Origin of the sequence: Mesorhizobium carmichaelinearum (assembly GCF_900199455.1) — a bacterium.
Lineage (GTDB): Bacteria > Pseudomonadota > Alphaproteobacteria > Rhizobiales > Rhizobiaceae > Mesorhizobium > Mesorhizobium carmichaelinearum.
In genome coordinates, this window is the sequence record NZ_FZQR01000029.1 from 14,145 (window position 1) to 33,400 (window position 19,256).

16 protein-coding genes are annotated in these 19,256 nt (G+C 63.5%); 9 read left to right on the top strand and 7 right to left on the bottom strand.

The window, feature by feature from the left end; all coding sequences use genetic code 11:
- Positions 1 to 13: 13 nt before the first annotated feature.
- Positions 14 to 322: a putative quinol monooxygenase gene (locus tag CKW40_RS35165; protein ID WP_095204310.1), complete on the bottom strand. Its 309-nt coding sequence runs from the start codon at positions 320 to 322 to the stop codon at positions 14 to 16.
- A 148-nt stretch (positions 323 to 470) separates the two neighbouring features.
- Between CKW40_RS35165 and purH the strand changes: the two genes are divergently transcribed.
- Positions 471 to 2,087: a bifunctional phosphoribosylaminoimidazolecarboxamide formyltransferase/IMP cyclohydrolase gene (gene purH / locus CKW40_RS35170; protein ID WP_095204311.1), complete on the top strand. Its 1,617-nt coding sequence runs from the start codon at positions 471 to 473 to the stop codon at positions 2,085 to 2,087.
- Positions 2,088 to 2,216: 129 nt separating this feature from the next.
- On the opposite strand, the gene CKW40_RS35175 is transcribed toward purH, so the two are convergent.
- Together CKW40_RS35175 and CKW40_RS35180 are read right to left on the bottom strand one after the other, a co-directional pair.
- Entirely contained in the window at positions 2,217 to 3,659 is a 1,443-nt protein-coding gene (locus tag CKW40_RS35175) for an MFS transporter (protein ID WP_095204312.1), read from the bottom strand.
- A gap of 265 nt (positions 3,660 to 3,924) precedes the next feature.
- The gene (locus tag CKW40_RS35180) at positions 3,925 to 8,715 is read right to left on the bottom strand and encodes an NAD-glutamate dehydrogenase (RefSeq protein ID WP_095204313.1); all 4,791 of its coding nucleotides are present in this window, start codon (positions 8,713 to 8,715) and stop codon (positions 3,925 to 3,927) included.
- 136 nt (positions 8,716 to 8,851) lie between these two features.
- Here CKW40_RS35180 and CKW40_RS35185 point away from each other — a divergent pair, with 136 nt between their 5' ends.
- A complete protein-coding gene (locus CKW40_RS35185) occupies positions 8,852 to 9,415 on the top strand; it encodes a peroxidase-related enzyme (RefSeq protein WP_095204314.1) in 564 nt (187 codons plus the stop codon).
- Positions 9,416 to 9,552: 137 nt separating this feature from the next.
- A complete protein-coding gene (locus CKW40_RS35190) occupies positions 9,553 to 9,879 on the top strand; it encodes a YciI family protein (RefSeq protein WP_095204347.1) in 327 nt (108 codons plus the stop codon).
- Positions 9,880 to 9,888: 9 nt separating this feature from the next.
- Here CKW40_RS35190 and CKW40_RS35195 read toward each other — a convergent pair whose 3' ends face one another.
- Entirely contained in the window at positions 9,889 to 10,503 is a 615-nt protein-coding gene (locus tag CKW40_RS35195) for a LysE family translocator (protein ID WP_095204348.1), read from the bottom strand.
- Here CKW40_RS35195 and CKW40_RS45470 point away from each other — a divergent pair.
- The 3 genes from CKW40_RS45470 (at position 10,502) to CKW40_RS35205 (ending at position 12,555) form a co-directional block, all read left to right on the top strand.
- Positions 10,502 to 10,627, top strand: a complete 126-nt coding sequence (locus CKW40_RS45470) for a hypothetical protein (protein WP_280175420.1) — start codon at positions 10,502 to 10,504, stop codon at positions 10,625 to 10,627. The two genes, CKW40_RS35195 and CKW40_RS45470, sit on opposite strands and share 2 nt — an antisense overlap.
- A 47-nt stretch (positions 10,628 to 10,674) precedes the next feature.
- Positions 10,675 to 11,502, top strand: a complete 828-nt coding sequence (locus tag CKW40_RS35200) for an alkaline phosphatase family protein (protein WP_244571406.1) — start codon at positions 10,675 to 10,677, stop codon at positions 11,500 to 11,502.
- 426 nt (positions 11,503 to 11,928) lie between these two features.
- On the top strand, positions 11,929 to 12,555 hold the full coding sequence (locus CKW40_RS35205) for a DUF1062 domain-containing protein (protein WP_095204315.1): 627 nt from the start codon (positions 11,929 to 11,931) through the stop codon (positions 12,553 to 12,555).
- Positions 12,556 to 12,615: 60 nt separating this feature from the next.
- Here the strand turns inward: CKW40_RS35205 and typA are convergent, their stop codons facing one another.
- A complete protein-coding gene (typA, locus tag CKW40_RS35210) occupies positions 12,616 to 14,445 on the bottom strand; it encodes a translational GTPase TypA (RefSeq protein WP_095204316.1) in 1,830 nt (609 codons plus the stop codon).
- 197 nt (positions 14,446 to 14,642) lie between these two features.
- Between typA and CKW40_RS35215 the strand changes: the two genes are divergently transcribed.
- Complete coding sequence (locus CKW40_RS35215; protein ID WP_244571407.1) at positions 14,643 to 14,927, top strand: hypothetical protein; 285 nt, start codon at positions 14,643 to 14,645, stop codon at positions 14,925 to 14,927.
- Between the two features lie 13 nt (positions 14,928 to 14,940).
- On the opposite strand, the gene CKW40_RS35220 is transcribed toward CKW40_RS35215, so the two are convergent.
- Both CKW40_RS35220 and CKW40_RS35225 read right to left on the bottom strand, forming a co-directional pair.
- The gene (locus CKW40_RS35220; RefSeq protein ID WP_095204350.1) at positions 14,941 to 16,515 is read right to left on the bottom strand and encodes an alkaline phosphatase D family protein; all 1,575 of its coding nucleotides are present in this window, start codon (positions 16,513 to 16,515) and stop codon (positions 14,941 to 14,943) included.
- A 53-nt stretch (positions 16,516 to 16,568) separates the two neighbouring features.
- Positions 16,569 to 17,921 (bottom strand): MFS transporter, encoded by a 1,353-nt coding sequence (locus CKW40_RS35225; RefSeq protein WP_244571408.1) that lies wholly within the window; start codon positions 17,919 to 17,921, stop codon positions 16,569 to 16,571.
- Between the two features lie 74 nt (positions 17,922 to 17,995).
- Here CKW40_RS35225 and CKW40_RS35230 point away from each other — a divergent pair, with 74 nt between their 5' ends.
- Together CKW40_RS35230 and CKW40_RS35235 are read left to right on the top strand one after the other, a co-directional pair.
- Positions 17,996 to 18,613, top strand: a complete 618-nt coding sequence (locus CKW40_RS35230; RefSeq protein ID WP_095204351.1) for a TetR/AcrR family transcriptional regulator — start codon at positions 17,996 to 17,998, stop codon at positions 18,611 to 18,613.
- Positions 18,614 to 18,656: 43 nt separating this feature from the next.
- A complete protein-coding gene (locus CKW40_RS35235) occupies positions 18,657 to 19,250 on the top strand; it encodes a hypothetical protein (RefSeq protein ID WP_095204352.1) in 594 nt (197 codons plus the stop codon).
- Positions 19,251 to 19,256 lie beyond the last annotated feature (6 nt).

Below are 19,256 nucleotides of genomic sequence, written 5' to 3' on the forward strand. Positions count from 1 at the left end.
GCGGCCGGCTCGCTCAATGCTGCTGCGGGAGACCGAAGGCGTCATAGGTGCTGAGCATCGGCGGACCGGCGAAGGCGAAGCGGATCTTGTCGACCATCGCCGCCGCCTGACCGCTGCGGTCATAGCGCTCCGCATCCTCGACGGTGCTCCATACGGTGATTGCCATGAACGCGTCGCGGGCCTGATGCTGCTGCAACAGCACGGCGCTGATGTTGCCGGTTGCGGCGCGGATAGCGGGGATCGCCTCGGTTTCGTAGATCGCGCGCAACCGCTCCATCGTATCCGGTAACGCCGTGAACTGGCCAATGCGGACAAATGCCATCGGTGTTCCTCCATCGCGAGGAGATCAGCCTACATCCGAGGCCGGCAAATTGCATATCAAACCGCCGAATGGCGCACGACGCTTGATTTCCTGATGTCATGTGCTACGGCGCGGGCTTGCCCCTCCAGCCGTGAAAGGCCGCCAGCCCATGGCCGTCGCCGCCAAGAACATTCCCGCACCGGATCTCGTTCCCGTTCGCCGTGCCTTGCTTTCGGTGTTCGACAAGACCGGCCTCATCGACTTCGCCAGGGCCTTGGCCGCGGCCGGTGTCGAGCTGGTCTCGACCGGCGGCACCGCCAAGGCGATCGCCGAGGCGGGCCTCGCGGTGCGCGACGTCTCCGAGCTCACCGGCTTTCCCGAAATCATGGATGGCCGCGTCAAGACGCTGCATCCTTCCGTGCACGGCGCGCTGCTTGGCGTGCGCGACGACCCCGAACATGCCGCGGCCATGCGCAAATATGGCATCGAGCCGATCGATCTCCTCGTTTCCAATCTTTATCCGTTCGAGGAAGTCCGCCGCTCCGGTGCTGATTACGCATCGATCGTCGAGAACATCGACATTGGCGGCCCGGCGATGATCCGCGCCTCGGCCAAGAACCACGCCTATGTTGCGATCGTCACCGATCCCGGTGACTACGCCTCGGTGCTGAACGCGCTGGAAATGAACATCGGCTCGCTGTCGCTGGATTTCCGCAAGAAGCTGGCCGCCAAGGCCTTTGCCCGCACCGCCAGCTATGACGCCGCGATTTCCGGCTGGTTCGCCGAGGCGCTGGAGATAGAGCATCCGACCTGGCGCGCCTTCGGCGGCAGGCTGACCGAAGTGATGCGTTATGGCGAAAATCCGCACCAGAGCGCCGGCTTCTACGTCAATGGCGACAAGCGGCCGGGCGTCGCCACCGCGCGCCAGTTGCAGGGCAAGCAGCTCTCCTACAACAACATCAACGACACCGACGCCGCCTTCGAACTGGCCGGCGAGTTCGACCCTGCCCGTTCCGCCGCCGTCGCCATCATCAAGCACGCCAACCCCTGCGGTGTCGCCGAGGGCGCGTCGCTGAAAGCAGCCTATGCCAAGGCGCTGGCCTGCGACCCGGTCTCGGCCTTCGGCGGCATCGTCGCTGTCAACCGCACCCTCGACGCCGAGGCGGCGGAAGAAATCGTGAGAACCTTCACCGAGGTGATCATCGCGCCCGATGCCACGGACGAAGCGGCGGCAATCGTCGCCGCCAGGAAGAACCTGCGCCTGCTGGTCACCGGCGGCTTGCCGGACCCCCGTGCGGCCGGCACGACGGTCAAATCCGTTGCCGGCGGCATGCTCGTCCAGGGCCGCGACAACGCCGTGATCGACGACCTCGACCTGAAGGTGGTGACCAAGCGCGTGCCGACGCCGGCCGAAATGGCCGATCTCAAATTCGCCTTCCGCGTCGCCAAGCACGTCAAGTCGAACGCCATCGTCTATGCCCGGGACGGCGCCACCGTCGGCATCGGCGCCGGCCAGATGAGCCGCGTCGATTCCTCCCGCATCGCCGCCCGCAAGGCGCTCGACGCGGCCGAGGCCGCGGGCCTGGTTGAACCGCTGACCAAGGGCTCGGTCGTTGCGTCCGACGCCTTCTTCCCCTTCGCCGACGGCCTGCTTGCCGCAGTCGCAGCCGGCGCTACGGCGGTGATCCAACCGGGCGGCTCGATGAACGACAAGGACGTCATCGCCGCGGCTGATGAGCACGGTATCGCCATGGTGTTTACCGGGGTTAGGCATTTCCGGCATTAAGGCGCCTCACCCTCCCCTCGATGGGGAGGGTCGGTGCGCTCGCTTGCGAGCGCGCCGGGGTGGGGTGATGGCGCTGACCCCCACCCCGCGCTTCGCGGATCGACCCTCCCCACAAGGGGGAGGGTAAGCTCACTCCGCCGGCCGATCCGCCGGATACGGCGTGCGAACCAGGATCGCCATGCCGATGCCGAGGAACAGCACGATGGCTGCCATGCCGAGCCGCTGTGAACCGCTGAGCCAACCGATGGTCGACACCATAGTTGGCGCCAGGAAGCTGGTCGCCCGTCCGGACAATGCATAGATGCCGAAATAGCGCCCGGATTCCGCCGCCGTGACGCTGCGCGCCATGTAGGAACGCGACGACGCCTGCACCGGCCCGAAGGCCAGCCCGATCAAAAGCCCATAGAGGATGTAGGCTTTCTCGGCCCCTGTACCGAAAAAGCCGCCGGAATCGGCAGCGGAGAACGAAATCAGCCCAAGCAGCGTGAAACCTGGTCCGGTCGAGACAACCCCGATCGTAGCAACCGACAGCATGACCAATGAGATCATCACCACGGCCTTGGACCCGAGCGCCGTGTCAACGCGGGCCGCGATCCAGCAGCCGAAAATGGCAGCGACGTTCAGGATGATGCCGAACAAACCGACCTCAGTGGTCGACCAATTGAACATCCCCTGCGCGAAAACCGCCCCAAGAGAGAGCAGTGCCAGGACGCCGTCCTGATAAATCATGCGGGCGACGAGAAAGCGGAAGATACCGACGCGCTTGCGTGCTTCAGCCAAAGTCGATTTCAGTTCCGAGAGGCCCTCGCGCACTGCCGGCCCGATAGGGATTCCTTTGATTGCGTCCGGCGTGAAGAAAAACATCGGCAGGATAAACAGGAAATACCAGCCGGCCGACAGCGGGCCGGTGGCGCGCGCGTCCTCGCCCAGGTTTAGATCCAACCCAAAGATCGGGCTGGCGCCGATGAGCGTCTTGCCGGTTTCCGGCGAGCCGGCCATGAACAACACGACGAAAATCAGCGCAATCATGCCGCCGAGATAGCCGAGCCCCCAAGCTACGTTGGAGATATGGCCGATCTCGCTCTTCGGCACTAGCCGCGGCATCATGGAATCGTTGAACACGGTCGAGAATTCCGCTGCCACCGAGGCCAGCGCGAACAACGCTACGGCCAGAAACAGACTTGAGCCCGGAGCAGCAACCCAGAGCAGGCAAAGGCTGGTAATCTTGATGGCAGCGAAGAAGGCGATCCACGGCTTGCGCGGTCCGGTCTGGTCCGCGATAGAGCCGAGGATCGGAGACAGAATGGCAATGACCAGCCCGGCGGCGCCGATGCCATAGCCCCAGATGGTCTGACCGAGCAGGTGCTGGCCGTCGACATAGGCCTTTAGGGCCTCCGGGCCGGCAGCCTGGGCTGCCTGCATCGCGACCGGATCCAGAACCATGCGCGAAGCGAAATAGGGGCCGAAGATAAACGTGGTAACGACCGTGAAGAACGGCTGCGCCGCCCAGTCGAAGAACATCCATCCCCAGATGCCGCGCCCGGACGCCCGCTGCACTGCTACCTCGGCCATATCCCCTCCACTCGCCTATGTTTTGCTGGCGGCGTCATGTCTGCATGTTTTCCGATGGTCATGCAAACACAAGCGTCGTGCTGCCGTTCATTGGCTTGCACCACCTTCATTTCCGAGTGAGCAGGAGCAAGGGCACGCTTACCCTCCCCCTTTGTGGGGAGGGTCGCTGCGAAGCAGCGGGGTGGGGGCAGCGCCGACCCCCCACCCGGACCTTCGGTCCGACCTCCCCACAAGGGGAGGTAGGGTTGCCGCGCCAAGCGAAGCCTCACATCCCCGTCAGATCGCTCATCAGCCCTGACGCCACCGACAGCCGCGACACGGTGATGTCGCCGCCTTCGGTCAGCGCCTGCAGCCGCTCGCGGATGCGTGCCACCCGCTCGCCGCCGGCTTCCAGCCAGGCCGCCACCGGATCGGCCGCCTTGGCATGGCCGGTGAGTGCCGCGACCGCAATGCCGCGCCGTGCAGCGCCGATCGTGTCGGTGGCGCGCGACAAAGCGAGCTGATCATAGTAGTCCGATGGCGTGATCGAGCGTGCCGCGTCTTCGACGCGCGGAATGCGGAAGGCATCGCTGACGGCGAAGAACGCCTTGGCCGCCGCGACGATGTCGGCATTTGCCATCCGCGCGGTCAGCGCGATGTCGGGGATCAGTTCCGCCACCTCGCTCAGCGCCAGTTGCTCTGCCAGCCTTTCCGGCGCACCGGCCTTGAACAGTCCGTGCCGCTTCTCCTCGATCCGCTCGCGCGAGAAGGCCGGCAGCAGCGAAACGAGCTTCGGCTCCAGCGCCTTGCGCGCCTCCTGCAGTTCGGCGATGCGTTGGCCGAGGGGTGCGGTGCCGGCATCGTTCTTCAGATACCAGCCGCTGGTCACATAGATCAGCCGGCTCACCATCTGGTAGAGATCGAGTTGCACCTGGCCGTCGATCTGGTTGTCGAGCGCGTCGATCTCGCGGTAGAGCGCCGGCAGCGCGAAGCCGTCGCGCACCACGGCGAAGGTGCGCACGACATCGGCGGCGGTGCGCCCCGTGGCTTCCTGCAGCCGGTTGACGAAGGACGCGCCGCCGCGATTGACGAGGTCGTTGGCAACGACTCGAGCGATGATTTCGCGGCGCAGCCTGTGGCCATGGATCTCGGCGGCGTATTTCTTCGCCATCCGGTCGGGGAAATAGCCCATCAGATCGCGGTCGAAATGCGCATCGTCAGGCACGTCGCTGGCGACGATGTCGGAAAACAGCACGATCTTGGCATAGGCGAGCAACACGCCGAGCTCGGCCCGGGTCAGCGGCTCGCCGCGCGCCTCGCGCTCGGCGAGTGCGGCCGGTGACGGCAGCGTCTCCACCGCGCGGTCGAGCAGGCCGCGCGCTTCCAGCGCCGTCATGAACCGGGCCTGATGCGCGATATCGGCAAGGCCGCGCTTGCGGGCGATCGAAAGCGCCAGAGTCTGCTGGTAGTTGTTGGACAGGACAAGCCCGCCGACCTCGTCGGTCATCTCGGCCAGCAGCTTGTTGCGGGCCGGGCGCGTCAGCGATCCCTTGCGCATGGCCGACGCCAGCGCAATCTTGATGTTGACCTCGACGTCGGAGCAGTTGACCCCGCCCGAATTGTCGATGGCGTCGGAGTTGCAGCGGCCGCCATTCATGCCGAACTCGATGCGCGCCCGTTGCGTGACGCCGAGATTGGCGCCCTCGCCGATCACCTTGGCGCGCACGTCGAGCGCGGTGATGCGGATGGCATCATTGGCGCGGTCGCCGACCTCGGCATTGGTTTCGGTGGAGGCCCTCAAGTAAGTGCCGATGCCGCCGAACCACAGAAGATCGACCGGCGCCTTGAGGATGGCGGTCATGATCTCGGCCGGCGTGGCGGTGGTCTTCGCCAGGCCAATCGCCGCCGCTGCCGCCGGCGGCAAGGTAATCGACTTCTGGCTGCGCGAGACGATGACGCCGCCTTCCGACAGCTTCGACTTGTCGTAGTCCTGCCAGCTCGAACGCGGCAAAGCGAACATGCGCTCGCGCTCAGTCATCGAGGCCGCCATGTCAGGATCTGGATCGATGAAGATGTCGCGATGGTCGAAGGCGGCGATCAGCCTTGTCTGCGGCGACAACAGCATGCCATTGCCGAACACGTCGCCCGACATGTCGCCGACACCGACGACGGTGAAGGGCGAGGTCTGGATGTCGCGGTTGATCTCGCGGAAGTGCCGCTTGACCGCTTCCCAGGCGCCCTTGGCGGTGATGCCCATCTTCTTGTGGTCGTAGCCGGCCGAGCCGCCGCTGGCGAAGGCGTCGTCGAGCCAGAAGCCATGCTTCTCGGAGATGGCGTTGGCGGTGTCGGAGAAGGTCGCCGTGCCCTTGTCGGCGGCGACGACGAAATAGGGATCGTCCTGGTCGCGCCTGACAACGTCGGCCGGCGGAATGACACCATCCAGCCCGATATTGTCGGTGATCGACAGCAGGCTGGACACAAAATTCTTGTAGGCCGAGGTGCCGGCCTCGAAGATAGCGTCGCGGCTGCCGCCCGCCGGCAGGCGCTTGGGGAAGAAGCCGCCCTTGGCGCCGACCGGCACGATGACGGCGTTCTTGACCTGCTGCGCCTTGACCAGGCCGAGCACTTCGGTGCGGTAGTCCTGGGCGCGGTCCGACCAGCGCAGGCCGCCACGCGCCACCGGGCCGAAGCGCAGATGCAGTCCTTCGACCTCGGAACCGTAGACGAAGATCTCGCGCCACGGCCGTGGCGCCGGCAGTCCCTCGACCGCTTGCGATTCGAGCTTGATCGCCAGCGACTGGCCTTTCTGCTTCGTATCGGCAACGAAATGATTGGTGCGAAGCGAGGCTTCGATCAGGTTGAGATAGCGGCGGATGATGGTGTCGTCATCGATGTTGGGCACATCTTCCAGCGCGTCCTTGATCTTGGCCTTGAGGTGCTTTGCCGCCACCACGCCGTCGCCTTCCGCCGTCGGGCCAAGCCGGGCGATGAACAGCGCGTGCAAGCCGCGAGCGATCTCGGGATAGCGGTTGAGTGCCGCAGCGATGAAATCCTGGCTTTGCGGAATGCCGACCTGCTGCAGATAGCGGCCATAGGCGCGCAGGATGGTGATTTCGCCGGACCACAGGCCGGCGGTCTGGGCAAGACCGTTATAGCCGTCATTGTCGACATCGCCGCGCCACACCGACAGGAACGCATCCTCGAACAGCGCGCCGCCATCGGTAAGGTCGATCGGCTTGCCGTAGCTGTTCTCCAGCTCCATGTCGTGGATGAAGACCATGCCGGACTGGTCGTCGCCGACCTCGAAGGTGCGCTCGCTGATGACGCGGAAGCCGATGTTTTCCAGCACCGGCACGCGCCGCGACAGCGCCACCGGGCTGCCATGGTGATAGATCTTCAGCGCCGCCTGATGCGGCTTCTGCTCGGCGTGGCGGTAATAGTCGATGGCGATCGGATTGTCGGCGCTGATCCCAGCGATGCGCCCGGCATCGACCAGCGCCACCGCGGCGCTGAACGAATCGCGGTAGCTTTCCGGCAGCCTTGCGGCGATGGCCTTCAACACCTGGTCGCCGCCATTGGCATCCGCCGCGTCGGAAAGGGCATCCTCCCAGGTCCGCACGATGTCGCGGATCGCCGCCTCGATCGTCGCCTGCTCGACCTTAGGCGTCTTGCCGCCGGAGCGGCCGATGATGAAATGCACGCGCGCCAGCCCGCCTTCGGGGAAGGCCGGGTAATAGGCCGACAGCCGGCCCTCGAACACGGTTTTCAGATACGTGCCGACCTTCTCGCGCACGACGCTGTCATAGCGGTCGCGCGGCACGAAGACGAGGATCGAGACGAAGCGATCGAACTGGTCGGCGCGCACCAGCGCCCGAACGCGCGGCCGCTCGATCAGGCCGAGAATGGCCGCGGCGTGCTTGCGCAGGATCGGCACCGGCACTTGGAACAACTCGTCGCGCGGATAGCTCTCCAATACGTTGATCAGCGCCTTGCCGGAGTGATCGTGCCGATCGAAGCCGGACTTGGCGATGATGGTTTCGGCCTTCGACCGGAGATACGGGATCTTCATCACCGAGCGCGTGTAGGCGGTCGATGTGAACAGGCCGACGATCCGCAACTCGCCGGCAAGCGCGCCCTTCGGGGTATAGGTCTTGACCCCGATGTAATCGAGATAGATGCGGCGATGCACGGACGACTTGGCATTGGCCTTGGTGACGATCAGCGGCTCCGGTCCATGCAAGAAGGCGCGAATCTCTGGCGTCGTCGTCACCGCTTCGGTGCCGCGCCGCAGCACCAGCACGTCGGGGTCAGAGAGAATGCCGAGGCCGGGCTTGTCAGCGCGCTCCAGATTGCCGCTTTCCTCGCCGCCGGTGTATTTGAATTCGCGCATGCCGAGGAAGGTGAAATTGTCGTCGCGCAGCCATTCCAGGAAGGCGATCGCCTCGGCGACGCTCTTCTTGTCCAGCGGCACTGCCGAATAGCGGAATTCCGAGATCGCCTGGTCAAGCCGGGCCAGCATCGGCTTCCAATCGTTGACGGCGGCGTGCACCTGGCCGAGCATCTTGCGCAGCCGCTCGGTCAAGCCGTTCGCCGCCTCCGCCGTCAGCCGCGGTATATGGACGTGGATGACGCTCAGCCGGTCATGATTGCCATCGTCCTTGGCGAAATTGCCGTCGCCGAGGATTTCCTCGACACCGCGTTTGCCGTGGCGCACCGTGATGACCGGGTGGGTGACGAGCGTCGGCTCGCCTGATGTCTCGGTGATCTCGCCGAGGATGGAATCGAACAGGAACGGCATGTTGTCGTTGACGACGGTTATGACCGTCACCGGACGGCCTTCGCGAACGACGCCCGAATCGGTCTCCACGGCAACGACGCACTCACCCTTCTTGTGGCCGGCCACCGCCTGGCCGGCGAGGTCGGCGGCGCGTTCGAGGGCGGACACGTCATAGGCGGCAATGTCTTCGGCCGGCGCGCGGGCGAGCAGGTAGTCGGCAAGCCTTGATGGCTTTTCCTCGGTCTTTGCCGCTGATGTGGCTTTTTTCTTCGGCTTCGCTGCGGATTTCACGCTGGCCATGACGCTATTCCCTCCCGTCGAATGCTTTTACGACTATCGTAGCAGATGACCGCTGTTTGGCGACAAAGGTTTGACGGCTTGCCAAGAATTATCCGAATTCGGCGGCAAGCCACCGCCCAAAGAGGAGAAACGACCCATGACCGGCAAAATTTCGGCGCTTGATCTCGCCTCGGGAGAGTTGAGCGAGGCGACGAAAACCTATTTCGCCAAATGCGAGGAGAAGCTCGGCCTCGTTCCCAACGTGCTCAAGGCCTACGCCTTCGACGACAAGAAGCTGCGCGCCTTCACCGACATGTACAATGATCTGATGCTGGGTGAGTCCGGCCTGTCGAAGCTGGAGCGCGAGATGATCGCGGTCGCCGTCTCCTCGATCAACCATTGCTACTACTGCCTGACCGCGCATGGCGCCGCGGTGCGCCTGCTGTCCGGAGACCCGGCGCTCGGCGAGATGATGGTGATGAATTTCCGCGCCGCCGATCTTTCGCCGCGGCAGGCCGCCATGCTCGAATTCGCCGTCAAGCTGACCGAAGAGCCGGCCAAGATCGTCGAGGCCGACCGGGCGGCGCTTCGAAAAGCCGGCTTCAGCGACCGCGACATCTGGGACATCGCCTCGACCGCAGCCTTCTTCAACATGTCGAACCGGGTGGCTGCGGCGATCGACATGCGGCCGAACGGCGAATACCACGCCATGGCGCGATAAGGGATCGCATCCAATGGCCCATCACGCCGTATATTAGCGGCCACGCATTCCCGTTGCTTGTTTGCCAGTTTGGTCCGATGATCGGCAGGCGGCATGACCGCATGCCGGTTCGATGCCGCTCATCAAGGGAGGAGAACATGGCGAAATTTCTCTACGTTTATCATGGCTCCGGCAAGATGCCGACGAGCGAAGCCGAGCAAAAGGCGATGACCGACGCCTGGACAGGCTGGTTTGGAAAGCTCGGTTCGGCCGTTGTCGACCCAGGCAATCCGGTCGGCATGTCGAAGACTGTCCTGCCTGGCGGCAAGATAGAAAACAACGGCGGCAGCAACCCGACCGGCGGCTACTCCATCATCGAGGCCAGGGATATCAACGATGCCGCCGAGAAGGCCAAGGGCTGCCCGATGCTGGCCATGCCAAACTGCAACGTCGAGATCGCACCGATCATCAATATGATGGGCTGACGCCTCGCCTCAGGACCGTGCCGCGATCGCCGCCGCGGCACCGGCCATGGTCGTGGCGCTGACGCGGTTGGCGATCTTCATGGCGCGCTTGCTTTTTAAGAGCTTGCGCGCCTGCGAGGCGGCGAGCACCCAGGCGAGATCGATGGCGATCAAAACCACCGCCATCGTCGCCGTCAGTTCGACCCAGCCGACGATGCTGACCGAAGCGAGGTCGATGATGGTCGGCAGCAGCGCCAGGTAGAACATCATGATCTTGGGGTTGCCGAGTGTGACAGCCATGCCGGCGAAGAACAGTTTTATCGCCGAATCCTCGCGTGGCATCTCGCCCTCTTTGGCATCGACAGGCGCCGTCCACATCTTCCAGGCAAGGTAAGCGAGATAGGCGACGCCGGCCCATTTCACCACGACAAAGGCAAAGTGGAAGGTCTGCGCCACCACGGCCAGTCCGAACACCGCCAGCGACAGCCAGATGCCCTCGCCGATCCACATGGCGAGCAGGAACGGAAACACATCGCGAAAGCCCTTCGCGATGACGCGCGCGACGAGGGCCGCGATCGACGGGCCGGGCGAACCGGCGGCAACAAACAAGGCGGCGGCGAAGATCAGGAGCGAGGTGAGGTGCATGGCACTGCCTTCCAAGCGGTTGAAGGGCGGACGATATACGATCGACATCACCGCTTGCAACGTCGGCGCCAGCAGATCCCAGACCGGCTCCGCGTTCGGCCATGCCCTTGACTGCCATGCCTGACTTGCAGTCAGGTTGATCGTGCCGAGCAGGCGGGAGGAGGAGTTTTCATGGTTGTGCAAAGTTGGCGCACAGTCGTTCGACAGTTCTCCATACTGGCTGTCCTGGTAGCCAGCATGGCGCTGAGCGGAGCGCTGCAGGCCGTAGCATCGTCGAGGAAGCCGCCGAAATATGATCACGTCGTTGTCGTGATCATGGAGAACCACACCTTTGAACAGATTTCTCTGGCGGGACGAGCTGCTCCCTATTTGCATAAGTTGGCAAGAGGTGGTGCGCTGTTCGATCGATCCTACGGGGTTGCTCACCCCAGCCAACCCAATTACTTCGCGCTGTTTAGCGGCCTGACACAAGGCGTCCACGATGACGGCATGCACGGCTTTGCCGCGCCGAACCTGGCCGCTCGTCTTCGGACTCACGGCAAGACATTTACGGGCTACGTCGAAGCCGGATCACCGCGAAAACATAATCCTTGGGAATCGTTTGCCGACGCGAAGGGATTTGAGAAGTCTCTTGCCCACCTCCCTCGCGACTACGCGAAGCTACCATCCGTCAGTTTCGTGATCCCCAATCTCGAAAATGACATGCATGATGGCACAATAAAGACGGCTGACACCTGGTTGAAAACTCACCTTGGTGGTTATGCCGCCTGGTCGAAGAAAAACAACAGCCTTCTGATAGTGACTTTCGATGAAGACGACTACCGTACAGAGAATCATATATTCACGGTATTCTACGGATCTGGAATAAAATCAGGACGTTACTCCGAAAGGATCGATCACTATTCGGTCTTGCGAACCATTGAAGACATAGAGAGCATACCCCCCTTGGGCACCAGCGTCATCAGAAGGGTGATCACAAGTGGCTGGAACCGACGGTAATTTCGCGCTGGACATGTCACATGCACCGATCGTCGTCGCCGTCGGCGGTCGCTCCTGCCCGTCGCCTCGACAATTGGTCGTCTCCAGACACGTTGGAAGCCAATAGCACCCTTGCAGTCCTCATTGGCTACGGCTAGAAGACCCGCCGCGAAACAATCTTGAGCTTCACTTTGCCTCAGTAACCGCCGGTCTCGTCAACTCCCCCGACACACCTGATGGCGCCGCATCCGCGGTGCCTGTTTCATGTTTATGTGTTCCTCTGGGCGGCGCTTCGAGACCGGTTTGGCACTGCTGAACCACTGTCGCGCGCTTTCCGCCAGCGACACCTGACTTCACCATCTCCGCAGCCTACCGCCACGCCGCGCCCGCATGGGCATCTCGATCGTGCCGACCTGATGAACTTCCCGACGGGAAGGGCTTATCGGCATGTCTTCTACTCTGCGCATCCACTGGGCGATCGCCCCCCAAATCGCACCTCAACCGCTGATCAACTGCAATCGCTGCGGCGGCGTGAAGGCCTATCGTTGCAGCGGCAAATTCCGCGTCAACGCCAACGGCAAGCGCATCGACGTCTGGCTGATCTACCGCTGCGTCGACTGCGACAATTCCTGGAATTTCGGCATCTTCGAACGCTGCAACCGCCGCGACATCGAGCCGGCGCTGCTGCAGGCACTCGAAAGCAACGATCCGGGGCTGGCGCGGCGCCATGCCTTCGACACCGGCGCCTTGCGCAGCCAGGTGGGGCGTGTCGAGGAGTTTCCCGATGTCGCCGTGCACAAGCGATTGCTCGGCGGCGCCAGGGACAACGCAGCGGCCCTGGAACTCCTGCTTGGGATGGAAATGCCGACATCGCTCCGGCTCGACCGCTTGCTTGCCAATGAACTCGGCATCTCGCGCTCGCGGCTTCAAACGCTTGGGGAACGGCGCCGGCTGGTCGTCGATCCGGACGGCGCCAAAGCCTTGCGCAAACCGGCCCGCCAGGGAATGACGGTCCGGATCGACCTGGCCGGCGAGCCGGATCACCAAGCAATCATCGGCGCGGCCGGTGGATGAACGAGAAAGGGGCGGAGCACCGGATGCTCCGCCCCTTTCAGAGAATCGTCGGAAGAAAAATTACGCCGCGCCGACCGCCTTGGCAGACTTCTCGAAACGCTTGCGCTCGTTCGGATCGAGATAGAGCTTGCGCAGCCGGATGGTCTTCGGCGTCACCTCGACCAGCTCGTCGTCCTGGATCCAGGCCAGCGCGCGCTCCAGCGTCATGCGGATCGGCGGGGTGAGCTTGACCGCCTCGTCCTTGCCGGCGGCGCGGATGTTGGTCAGCTTCTTGCCCTTCAGCACGTTCACTTCGAGGTCGTTGTCCCTGGAATGGATGCCGATGATCATGCCCTGGTAGACCTTGACGCCCGGGTCGATGACCATCGGGCCGCGATCTTCCAGGTTCCACATGGCGTAGGCGACCGATTCGCCCTGCTCGTTGGAGATCAGCACGCCGTTGGTGCGGCCCGGCAGTTCGCCCTTGTAGGGCTCGTAGGCATGGAACAGCCGGTTCATCACGGCGGTACCGCGCGTGTCGGTCAGAAGTTCCGACTGGTAGCCGATCAGGCCGCGCGTCGGCGCGTGGAAGACGATGCGCTGGCGGTTGCCGCCAGAGGGGCGCAGTTCGACCATCTCGGCCTTGCGCTCCGACATCTTCTGCACGACGACGCCGGCATGTTCCTCGTCGACGTCGATGACGACTTCCTCGACGGGTTCCAGCAATTCGCCGTTCTCGCCCTTCTGCATGACGACGCGCGGACGCGACACGGCGATTTCAAAGCCTTCGCGGCGCATCGTCTCGATCAGCACGGCGAGCTGCAATTCGCCGCGGCCGGAAACGAAGAACGAATCCTTGTCGGGCGATTCCTCGATCTTCAGCGCGACATTGCCTTCGGCCTCGCGCAGCAGGCGGTCGCGGATAACGCGGCTGGTCACCTTGTCGCCTTCGGTGCCGGCGAGCGGGCTGTCATTGACGAGGAAGGACATGGTCACGGTCGGCGGATCGATCGGCTGCGCGTGCAGCGCCTCGGTCACCGCCAGATCGCAGAATGTGTCGGCGACGGTGCCTTTCGACAGGCCGGCGATGGCGACGATGTCACCCGCCTGGGCTTCTTCGATCGGCTGGCGCTCGAGGCCACGGAAAGCCAGGATCTTCGAGATGCGGCCGGTTTCGATCTGGGTGCCGTCATGGTGCAGCACCTTGACCGCCTGGTTGGCCTTCAGCGTGCCGGATTCGATACGGCCGGTGATGATGCGGCCGAGGAAGGGGTTGGCTTCCAGGATGGTGCCGATCATACGGAACGGGCCAGGATGAACGGTCGGCGCCGGCACATGCTTGATGACGAGATCGAACAGCGGCGCCAGCTGCTGGTCCTTCGGGCCTTCCGGATTCTCGGAGACCCAGCCATCGCGGCCCGAACCGTAGAGGATCGGGAAGTCGAGCTGCTCATCGGTGGCGTCGAGCGCGGCAAACAGGTCGAACACCTCGTTGACGACCTCGACATGCCTAGCGTCCGGGCGATCGATCTTGTTGATGACGACGATCGGCTTCAGCCCGACCTTGAGCGCCTTGCCGACGACGAATTTGGTCTGCGGCATCGGGCCCTCGGCGGCATCCACCAGCACGATGGCCGAATCCACCATCGACAGGATGCGCTCGACCTCGCCGCCGAAATCGGCGTGGCCGGGCGTGTCGACGATGTTGATGCGGGTATCCTTCCAGTCGACCGAGGTCGCCTTGGCCAGGATGGTGATGCCGCGTTCCTTTTCGAGGTCGTTGGAATCCATGGCGCGCTCGGCGACGCGCTGATTGTCGCGGAAGGAGCCGGACTGCTTCAAAAGCTGGTCGACAAGGGTGGTCTTTCCATGGTCGACGTGCGCGATGATCGCGATATTACGGAGTTTCATGTTCTGGGTCTCGGAAGCGTTGCAGGCAGCAGGCCAAAGGCGCTGCCTCTTTCGGTTGCGCGGCTCATACAGGGTTTTTCGCAGTTGCGAAAGGGGAAGCGCGACACCAAATACTCATCAAATCTTAAGCATCTGCGTGTGAGATGATTTTGTTAACCAAGGCGGGAACCATTCAGGGCCCGGGCAGTTCGACCATCATGACCGATAAACTCAACCGTTTTTGGCCACTCATCGCTTCGGTGGCCTTTGCCTTGCTGCTGGCGGCCAATGCCGCGCAGTCGGCTGCCGCAACGCAGAAGGGCGCGCGCGCCGTCGCGCAGTCCGACACCCAGACCGCCGAACAGGCCTTTGCCGATGCGCCGGATGGCGTTGACCCGATGGTGACGGGACCGGTCAGCACCGCCTTCAAGCAGAGACAAGCCAGCGCCAACTGCGACAGCGCCGTGTGGCCAAACATTCCGATGGTCTGCTACCCGGACTGATGATTGCGGGCGCTTACGCCGATCGTACCGGATCGAGTGTGACCTTGTAGAGTTCGTGGTCGTCGCGATCCATCAGCCGCACTGTGAGCTGCTCGGTCGCGCCTGAGATATCGACAAGGCCGAAGAACTGCAGGCCGGCCGACGGCGGCAAGTTCTGGCCCTGCTCGGCGGTCGGCGCCTTGATGAACTTCAGCTCCGGACCGAAGGTCATGTCGAGATCGTTGGGGCCGAAGGTGCCGGCGTGGATCGGGCCGGAGACGAATTCCCAGAAGGGATTGAAATCCTGGAACTGCGCCTTGTCTGGGTTGTAGTAGTGCGCGGCCGTATAGTGCACGTCGGCGGTGAGCCACACCGTGTTGGTGACGCCGGCAGTCTTGATGAAGCGCAGCACGTCGGCGAATTCCATCTCGCGGCCCTTCGGCTTGCCGTTGTCGTTGTTGCTGACGGCTTCGAAGCCGACCTTCTTCGCCGCGTCGTCCCAGACCACGAGGCTGAGCGGCATGTCGGCGGCGATGATCTTCCAGGTCGCCTTGGAGTTGGCCAGTTCCCGCTTCAGCCACTTCGACTGCTCCTCGCCGATCATGCGCGACTGCGGTGTGAGGGTTTCCTGCAGGTTCGCGCCGTTCGGGCCGCGATAGGAGCGCATGTCGAGGAAGAAGACGTCGAGCAGCGGCCCGTGCGAGATCTTGCGATAGACCCGGCCCGGTTCCGCCGGCTCGTAACGGATGGTGGTCATCTCGTGGAAGGCGCGCGCCGCCCGCGCCGCCAGCACGTGGATGGATTTTTCCTTGTAGCGGTCGTCCTTGCTAAGGTCCTTCGAGTCCGACCAGTTGTTGAGCACCTCGTGGTCGTCCCACTGGTAGAAGGTCGGGCAGATGGCGCTGAGTTCCAGCACGTTCTTGTCCATCATGTTGTACTTCCACTGGTCGCGGTATTCGTCCAGCGTCTCGGCAACCTTGCGTTTGCCGTCGATGAGCACGACGTTCTTCCACTTGCCGCCGCCGGGCAGGTCGACCTCGTCCTTCATGGCACCGTCGGCATAGATGGTGTCACCCGAATGCAGGAAGAAGTCCGGCGTGTGCTTGGCGATGGTGGCGTAGGTTTTCATGCCGGTCTCGTCGATACCCCAGCCCTGGCCGGCGGTGTCGCCCGACCAGGCGAACTTGACATCGCGCTTCGACGACGGCGCGGTGCGGAAACGGCCGATGATCGGCTCTGAGACGGCATTGATGTCGGAGAGATCGGCGGCGACCATGCGGTAGAAGATGTCCTGATCGGAGGCGAGATCGGTGAGCAGCCGCTTCACCGTGTAGTCGCTGGCAGGCGAGGTATCGAGCGGCGCCAGACGCGTCGCATTGGCAAAGCTTTCCGTCGACGAGACCTCGAACATGACGCGCGCCGGACGATCCGTGCGCGTCCACACCATGCCGCTGGCGGCATCGACATCGCCGGACTGGACGCCATGGGTGAAGGCCGGACGCTGGCTGGCGCGGGAATAGTAGGGCAGCGCGAGACCCGAGGCGCCAAGCAGACCGGCAGCACTTGCGGATGTGACGAAGGCGCGGCGGGTCATGGAAAGCTTGTTCATGGCTGTCTCCTGGATGGCTTTGAACGTCGCCATCAAGGTCCGGCCTCAATGTTTCAGCCGCATCTCGGAACCATGAAGTTTTTATAACAGTGGACAGGCCTCCCCCACGGAGGGGGAGACCTGCTTCTCAAGCCGGCTGTGGTTCCGAGGGCCGGCCGGCTGGTGTTGATCAGCAGCGAGATACAGGCAGCCGCGATCGCCGTCATGCCGGCGATCAGGAAGGCCAGTTCGTAATTGCCCTGCAGCTCGCGCATGGTGCCGCCGAAGGCTGCGGCGGTGGCAGCCCCGACCTGATGGCCGGCGACGATCCAGCCGAACACGATCGGTCCGCTGCGGTCGCCGAAGGCTTCATTGGCGAGCCGCAGTGTCGGCGGCACGGTGGCGATCCAGTCGAGGCCGTAGAGCACGGCGAAGATGATCAGGCTGGTTGCCGAGAAGCCGGAATAGGGCAGGTAGATCAGCGAAAGGCCGCGAATGGCGTAGTAGACGCCGAGCAGCTTGCGTGGATCGAAACGGTCGGTGAGCCAGCCCGACAGCGTCGTGCCAATCAGGTCGAAAATGCCCATCATCGATAGCAGGCCGGCGGCCTGCACCTCGCCGATGCCCATGTCGCCGCAGAAGGCGATGAGATGGGTGCCGACCAGACCGTTGGTGGTGAAGCCACAGACGAAGAAGGTGGCGAACAGGTACCAGAACACCCGCGTGCCGGCGGCGCGGCGCAGCGTGTTGAGCGTATGCGCCAGGAAATTGCCTTGCGAGGCCGGCGATGTCGGCGGCACGTCATCGACCTCGGCGCCATAGCGCACCATGCCGATCGAGGCCGGCCGCTCCGGCACCAGCAGCCAGACCAGCGGTATCATAGCAGCTGTGGCGACCGCGACCGCAACGGCAACCGGCTGCCAGCCACCCGATTGCGCCAACGCGGCGATCAGCGGCAGGAACACCAGCATGCCCGACGCGCTGGAGGCCGACATCAGACCCATGACGAGACCGCGATTGGTCTTGAACCAGCGATTGACGATGGTGGCGCCGAGAACGCTGGCGACAGCCCCCGAGCCAATGCCGGAGAAGACACCCCAGGTGATGAAGAGATGCCAGGGCTTGGTCATCAGCAGGCTGAGAGCGGTCGAGCCCGACATCACGACCAGCGATCCGATCAGCGTGCGGCGCAGCCCGATCCGCTCCATCAGCGCGGCGGCGAACGGACCGGTCAGACCATAAAGCAGGATGCCGACGCCGGCGGCCAGCGAGATGACGTCGCGCCGCCAGCCAAAACTGTTTTCCAGCGGCAACATCATGACCGAGGGTGCGGAGCGAAGCCCCGCCGCGACCAGCAGGCAGAGAAAGATGACGCCGACCACGACGAAAGCGTAGCGCTGGCCAAAGGGACGGGACTGAGCTATCATGTTACTGACCGGTACGTTGCAAGATGGGAGCCTGTATACGTACCGATCGGTAACACTGTCAATCGAGTTCCATGATGCCAACTGACAAAAATATTGAACTGACCATCAGCGACGATCATGCATCGACGCCGCCGAAGGCGGCCAAGAAGATCCTCGACGTGGCGTATGACCTGTTCTACCGGCGCGGTATCAGGGCGATCGGCGTCGACGAGATCGTCAAACGCGCCGGCGTCACCAAGCCCAGCCTCTATCGCAGCTTTCCCTCCAAGGACGAATTGGCCGCTTCCTACCTCCGGCAATACGACCACGAATTCTGGGAGCGCTTCGACGAGGCGGTCGACGCCCATCCCGGCGACCCGCGCGCGCAGATCGGCGCCTTCCTGACCCGCGTCGGCAAGCGCACGCAAAAACCGGACTATCGCGGCTGCGGCATGACCAATGCGGCGGTGGAATATCCCGAGCATGGCCATCCGGCGCGTGTCGTCAGCGAGAACAACAAGCAGGAACTGCGCCGCCGCTTGCGCGCCATGGCCGCCGCGATGGGCGCTGAGGACGCCGACACGCTCGGCGACGGGCTGCTGCTCCTGATCGAGGGCGCCTATATCAGCGGCCAGTTGTTCGGCCTCGGCGGTCCTGCCAAGTCGGTGGCCCGCAACGCCGATCTGCTGATCGAAGCGAGCTTGAAGAAATAGCGATTGGCGGTACGTTGCTCCGGCCGAACCGGAGGTGTCCGCCATGCGTGCCATTCTGATCCCGCTTGCCCTTGCCGGTCTCTGCCAGGCAGCTCACGCCGGCGACATTTCCAGCGCCTACACCGACCTCGACTCGAAGAAGGATTGCGTGACCTACGCACAGGCCGGAGAAGGCGATGGCGACTGGGCCGATCTCGCCTGTTCGGGCTATCGCGGCTATCCCGTGCTGATCGCTTATGACGACGCCCGTGAATCGCTGTTCTACGGTTTTCCGCCCGGTGGCGACATGACGTCCGTCTGGGAGAGTTTTTCGGGCTTCAATTCGTCCGGAGCCAAGGTCGAATGGCGCATTGAAACCAATGGCGACAAGGCCGTGCCCTTCGCGGTCATCCACCGCCGCACGATCAGCAATGGCGACGACGAGAACAAATCGACCGACGTGCTGCTCGTTGCCAAGGTCGGCCAGATGGATGCGCGAGAAAGCTGCACGGTCGGTCTTGTCCAGGCCACCGGCAACCCGCAAGCCAACGATCAGGCGCGAAAACTCGCCGACGAGAAGGCGCGAACCTTCGCCTGCGGCAAGGACAGGCACACCGTCATCGGCAATGTGCCGCCCTTCGGCCGGGTGGATAACTGACAGCTC

Coding starts and splice junctions, on each gene's coding strand:
- CKW40_RS35165 (WP_095204310.1), bottom strand. CDS start 322: ATGGCATTTGTCCGCATTGGCCAGTTCACGGCGTTACCGGATACGATG.
- purH (WP_095204311.1), top strand. CDS start 471: ATGGCCGTCGCCGCCAAGAACATTCCCGCACCGGATCTCGTTCCCGTT.
- CKW40_RS35175 (WP_095204312.1), bottom strand. CDS start 3,659: ATGGCCGAGGTAGCAGTGCAGCGGGCGTCCGGGCGCGGCATCTGGGGA.
- CKW40_RS35180 (WP_095204313.1), bottom strand. CDS start 8,715: ATGGCCAGCGTGAAATCCGCAGCGAAGCCGAAGAAAAAAGCCACATCA.
- CKW40_RS35185 (WP_095204314.1), top strand. CDS start 8,852: ATGACCGGCAAAATTTCGGCGCTTGATCTCGCCTCGGGAGAGTTGAGC.
- CKW40_RS35190 (WP_095204347.1), top strand. CDS start 9,553: ATGGCGAAATTTCTCTACGTTTATCATGGCTCCGGCAAGATGCCGACG.
- CKW40_RS45470 (WP_280175420.1), top strand. CDS start 10,502: ATGGCACTGCCTTCCAAGCGGTTGAAGGGCGGACGATATACGATCGAC.
- CKW40_RS35195 (WP_095204348.1), bottom strand. CDS start 10,503: ATGCACCTCACCTCGCTCCTGATCTTCGCCGCCGCCTTGTTTGTTGCC.
- CKW40_RS35200 (WP_244571406.1), top strand. CDS start 10,675: ATGGTTGTGCAAAGTTGGCGCACAGTCGTTCGACAGTTCTCCATACTG.
- CKW40_RS35205 (WP_095204315.1), top strand. CDS start 11,929: ATGTCTTCTACTCTGCGCATCCACTGGGCGATCGCCCCCCAAATCGCA.
- typA (WP_095204316.1), bottom strand. CDS start 14,445: ATGAAACTCCGTAATATCGCGATCATCGCGCACGTCGACCATGGAAAG.
- CKW40_RS35215 (WP_244571407.1), top strand. CDS start 14,643: ATGACCGATAAACTCAACCGTTTTTGGCCACTCATCGCTTCGGTGGCC.
- CKW40_RS35220 (WP_095204350.1), bottom strand. CDS start 16,515: ATGAACAAGCTTTCCATGACCCGCCGCGCCTTCGTCACATCCGCAAGT.
- CKW40_RS35225 (WP_244571408.1), bottom strand. CDS start 17,921: ATGATAGCTCAGTCCCGTCCCTTTGGCCAGCGCTACGCTTTCGTCGTG.
- CKW40_RS35230 (WP_095204351.1), top strand. CDS start 17,996: ATGCCAACTGACAAAAATATTGAACTGACCATCAGCGACGATCATGCA.
- CKW40_RS35235 (WP_095204352.1), top strand. CDS start 18,657: ATGCGTGCCATTCTGATCCCGCTTGCCCTTGCCGGTCTCTGCCAGGCA.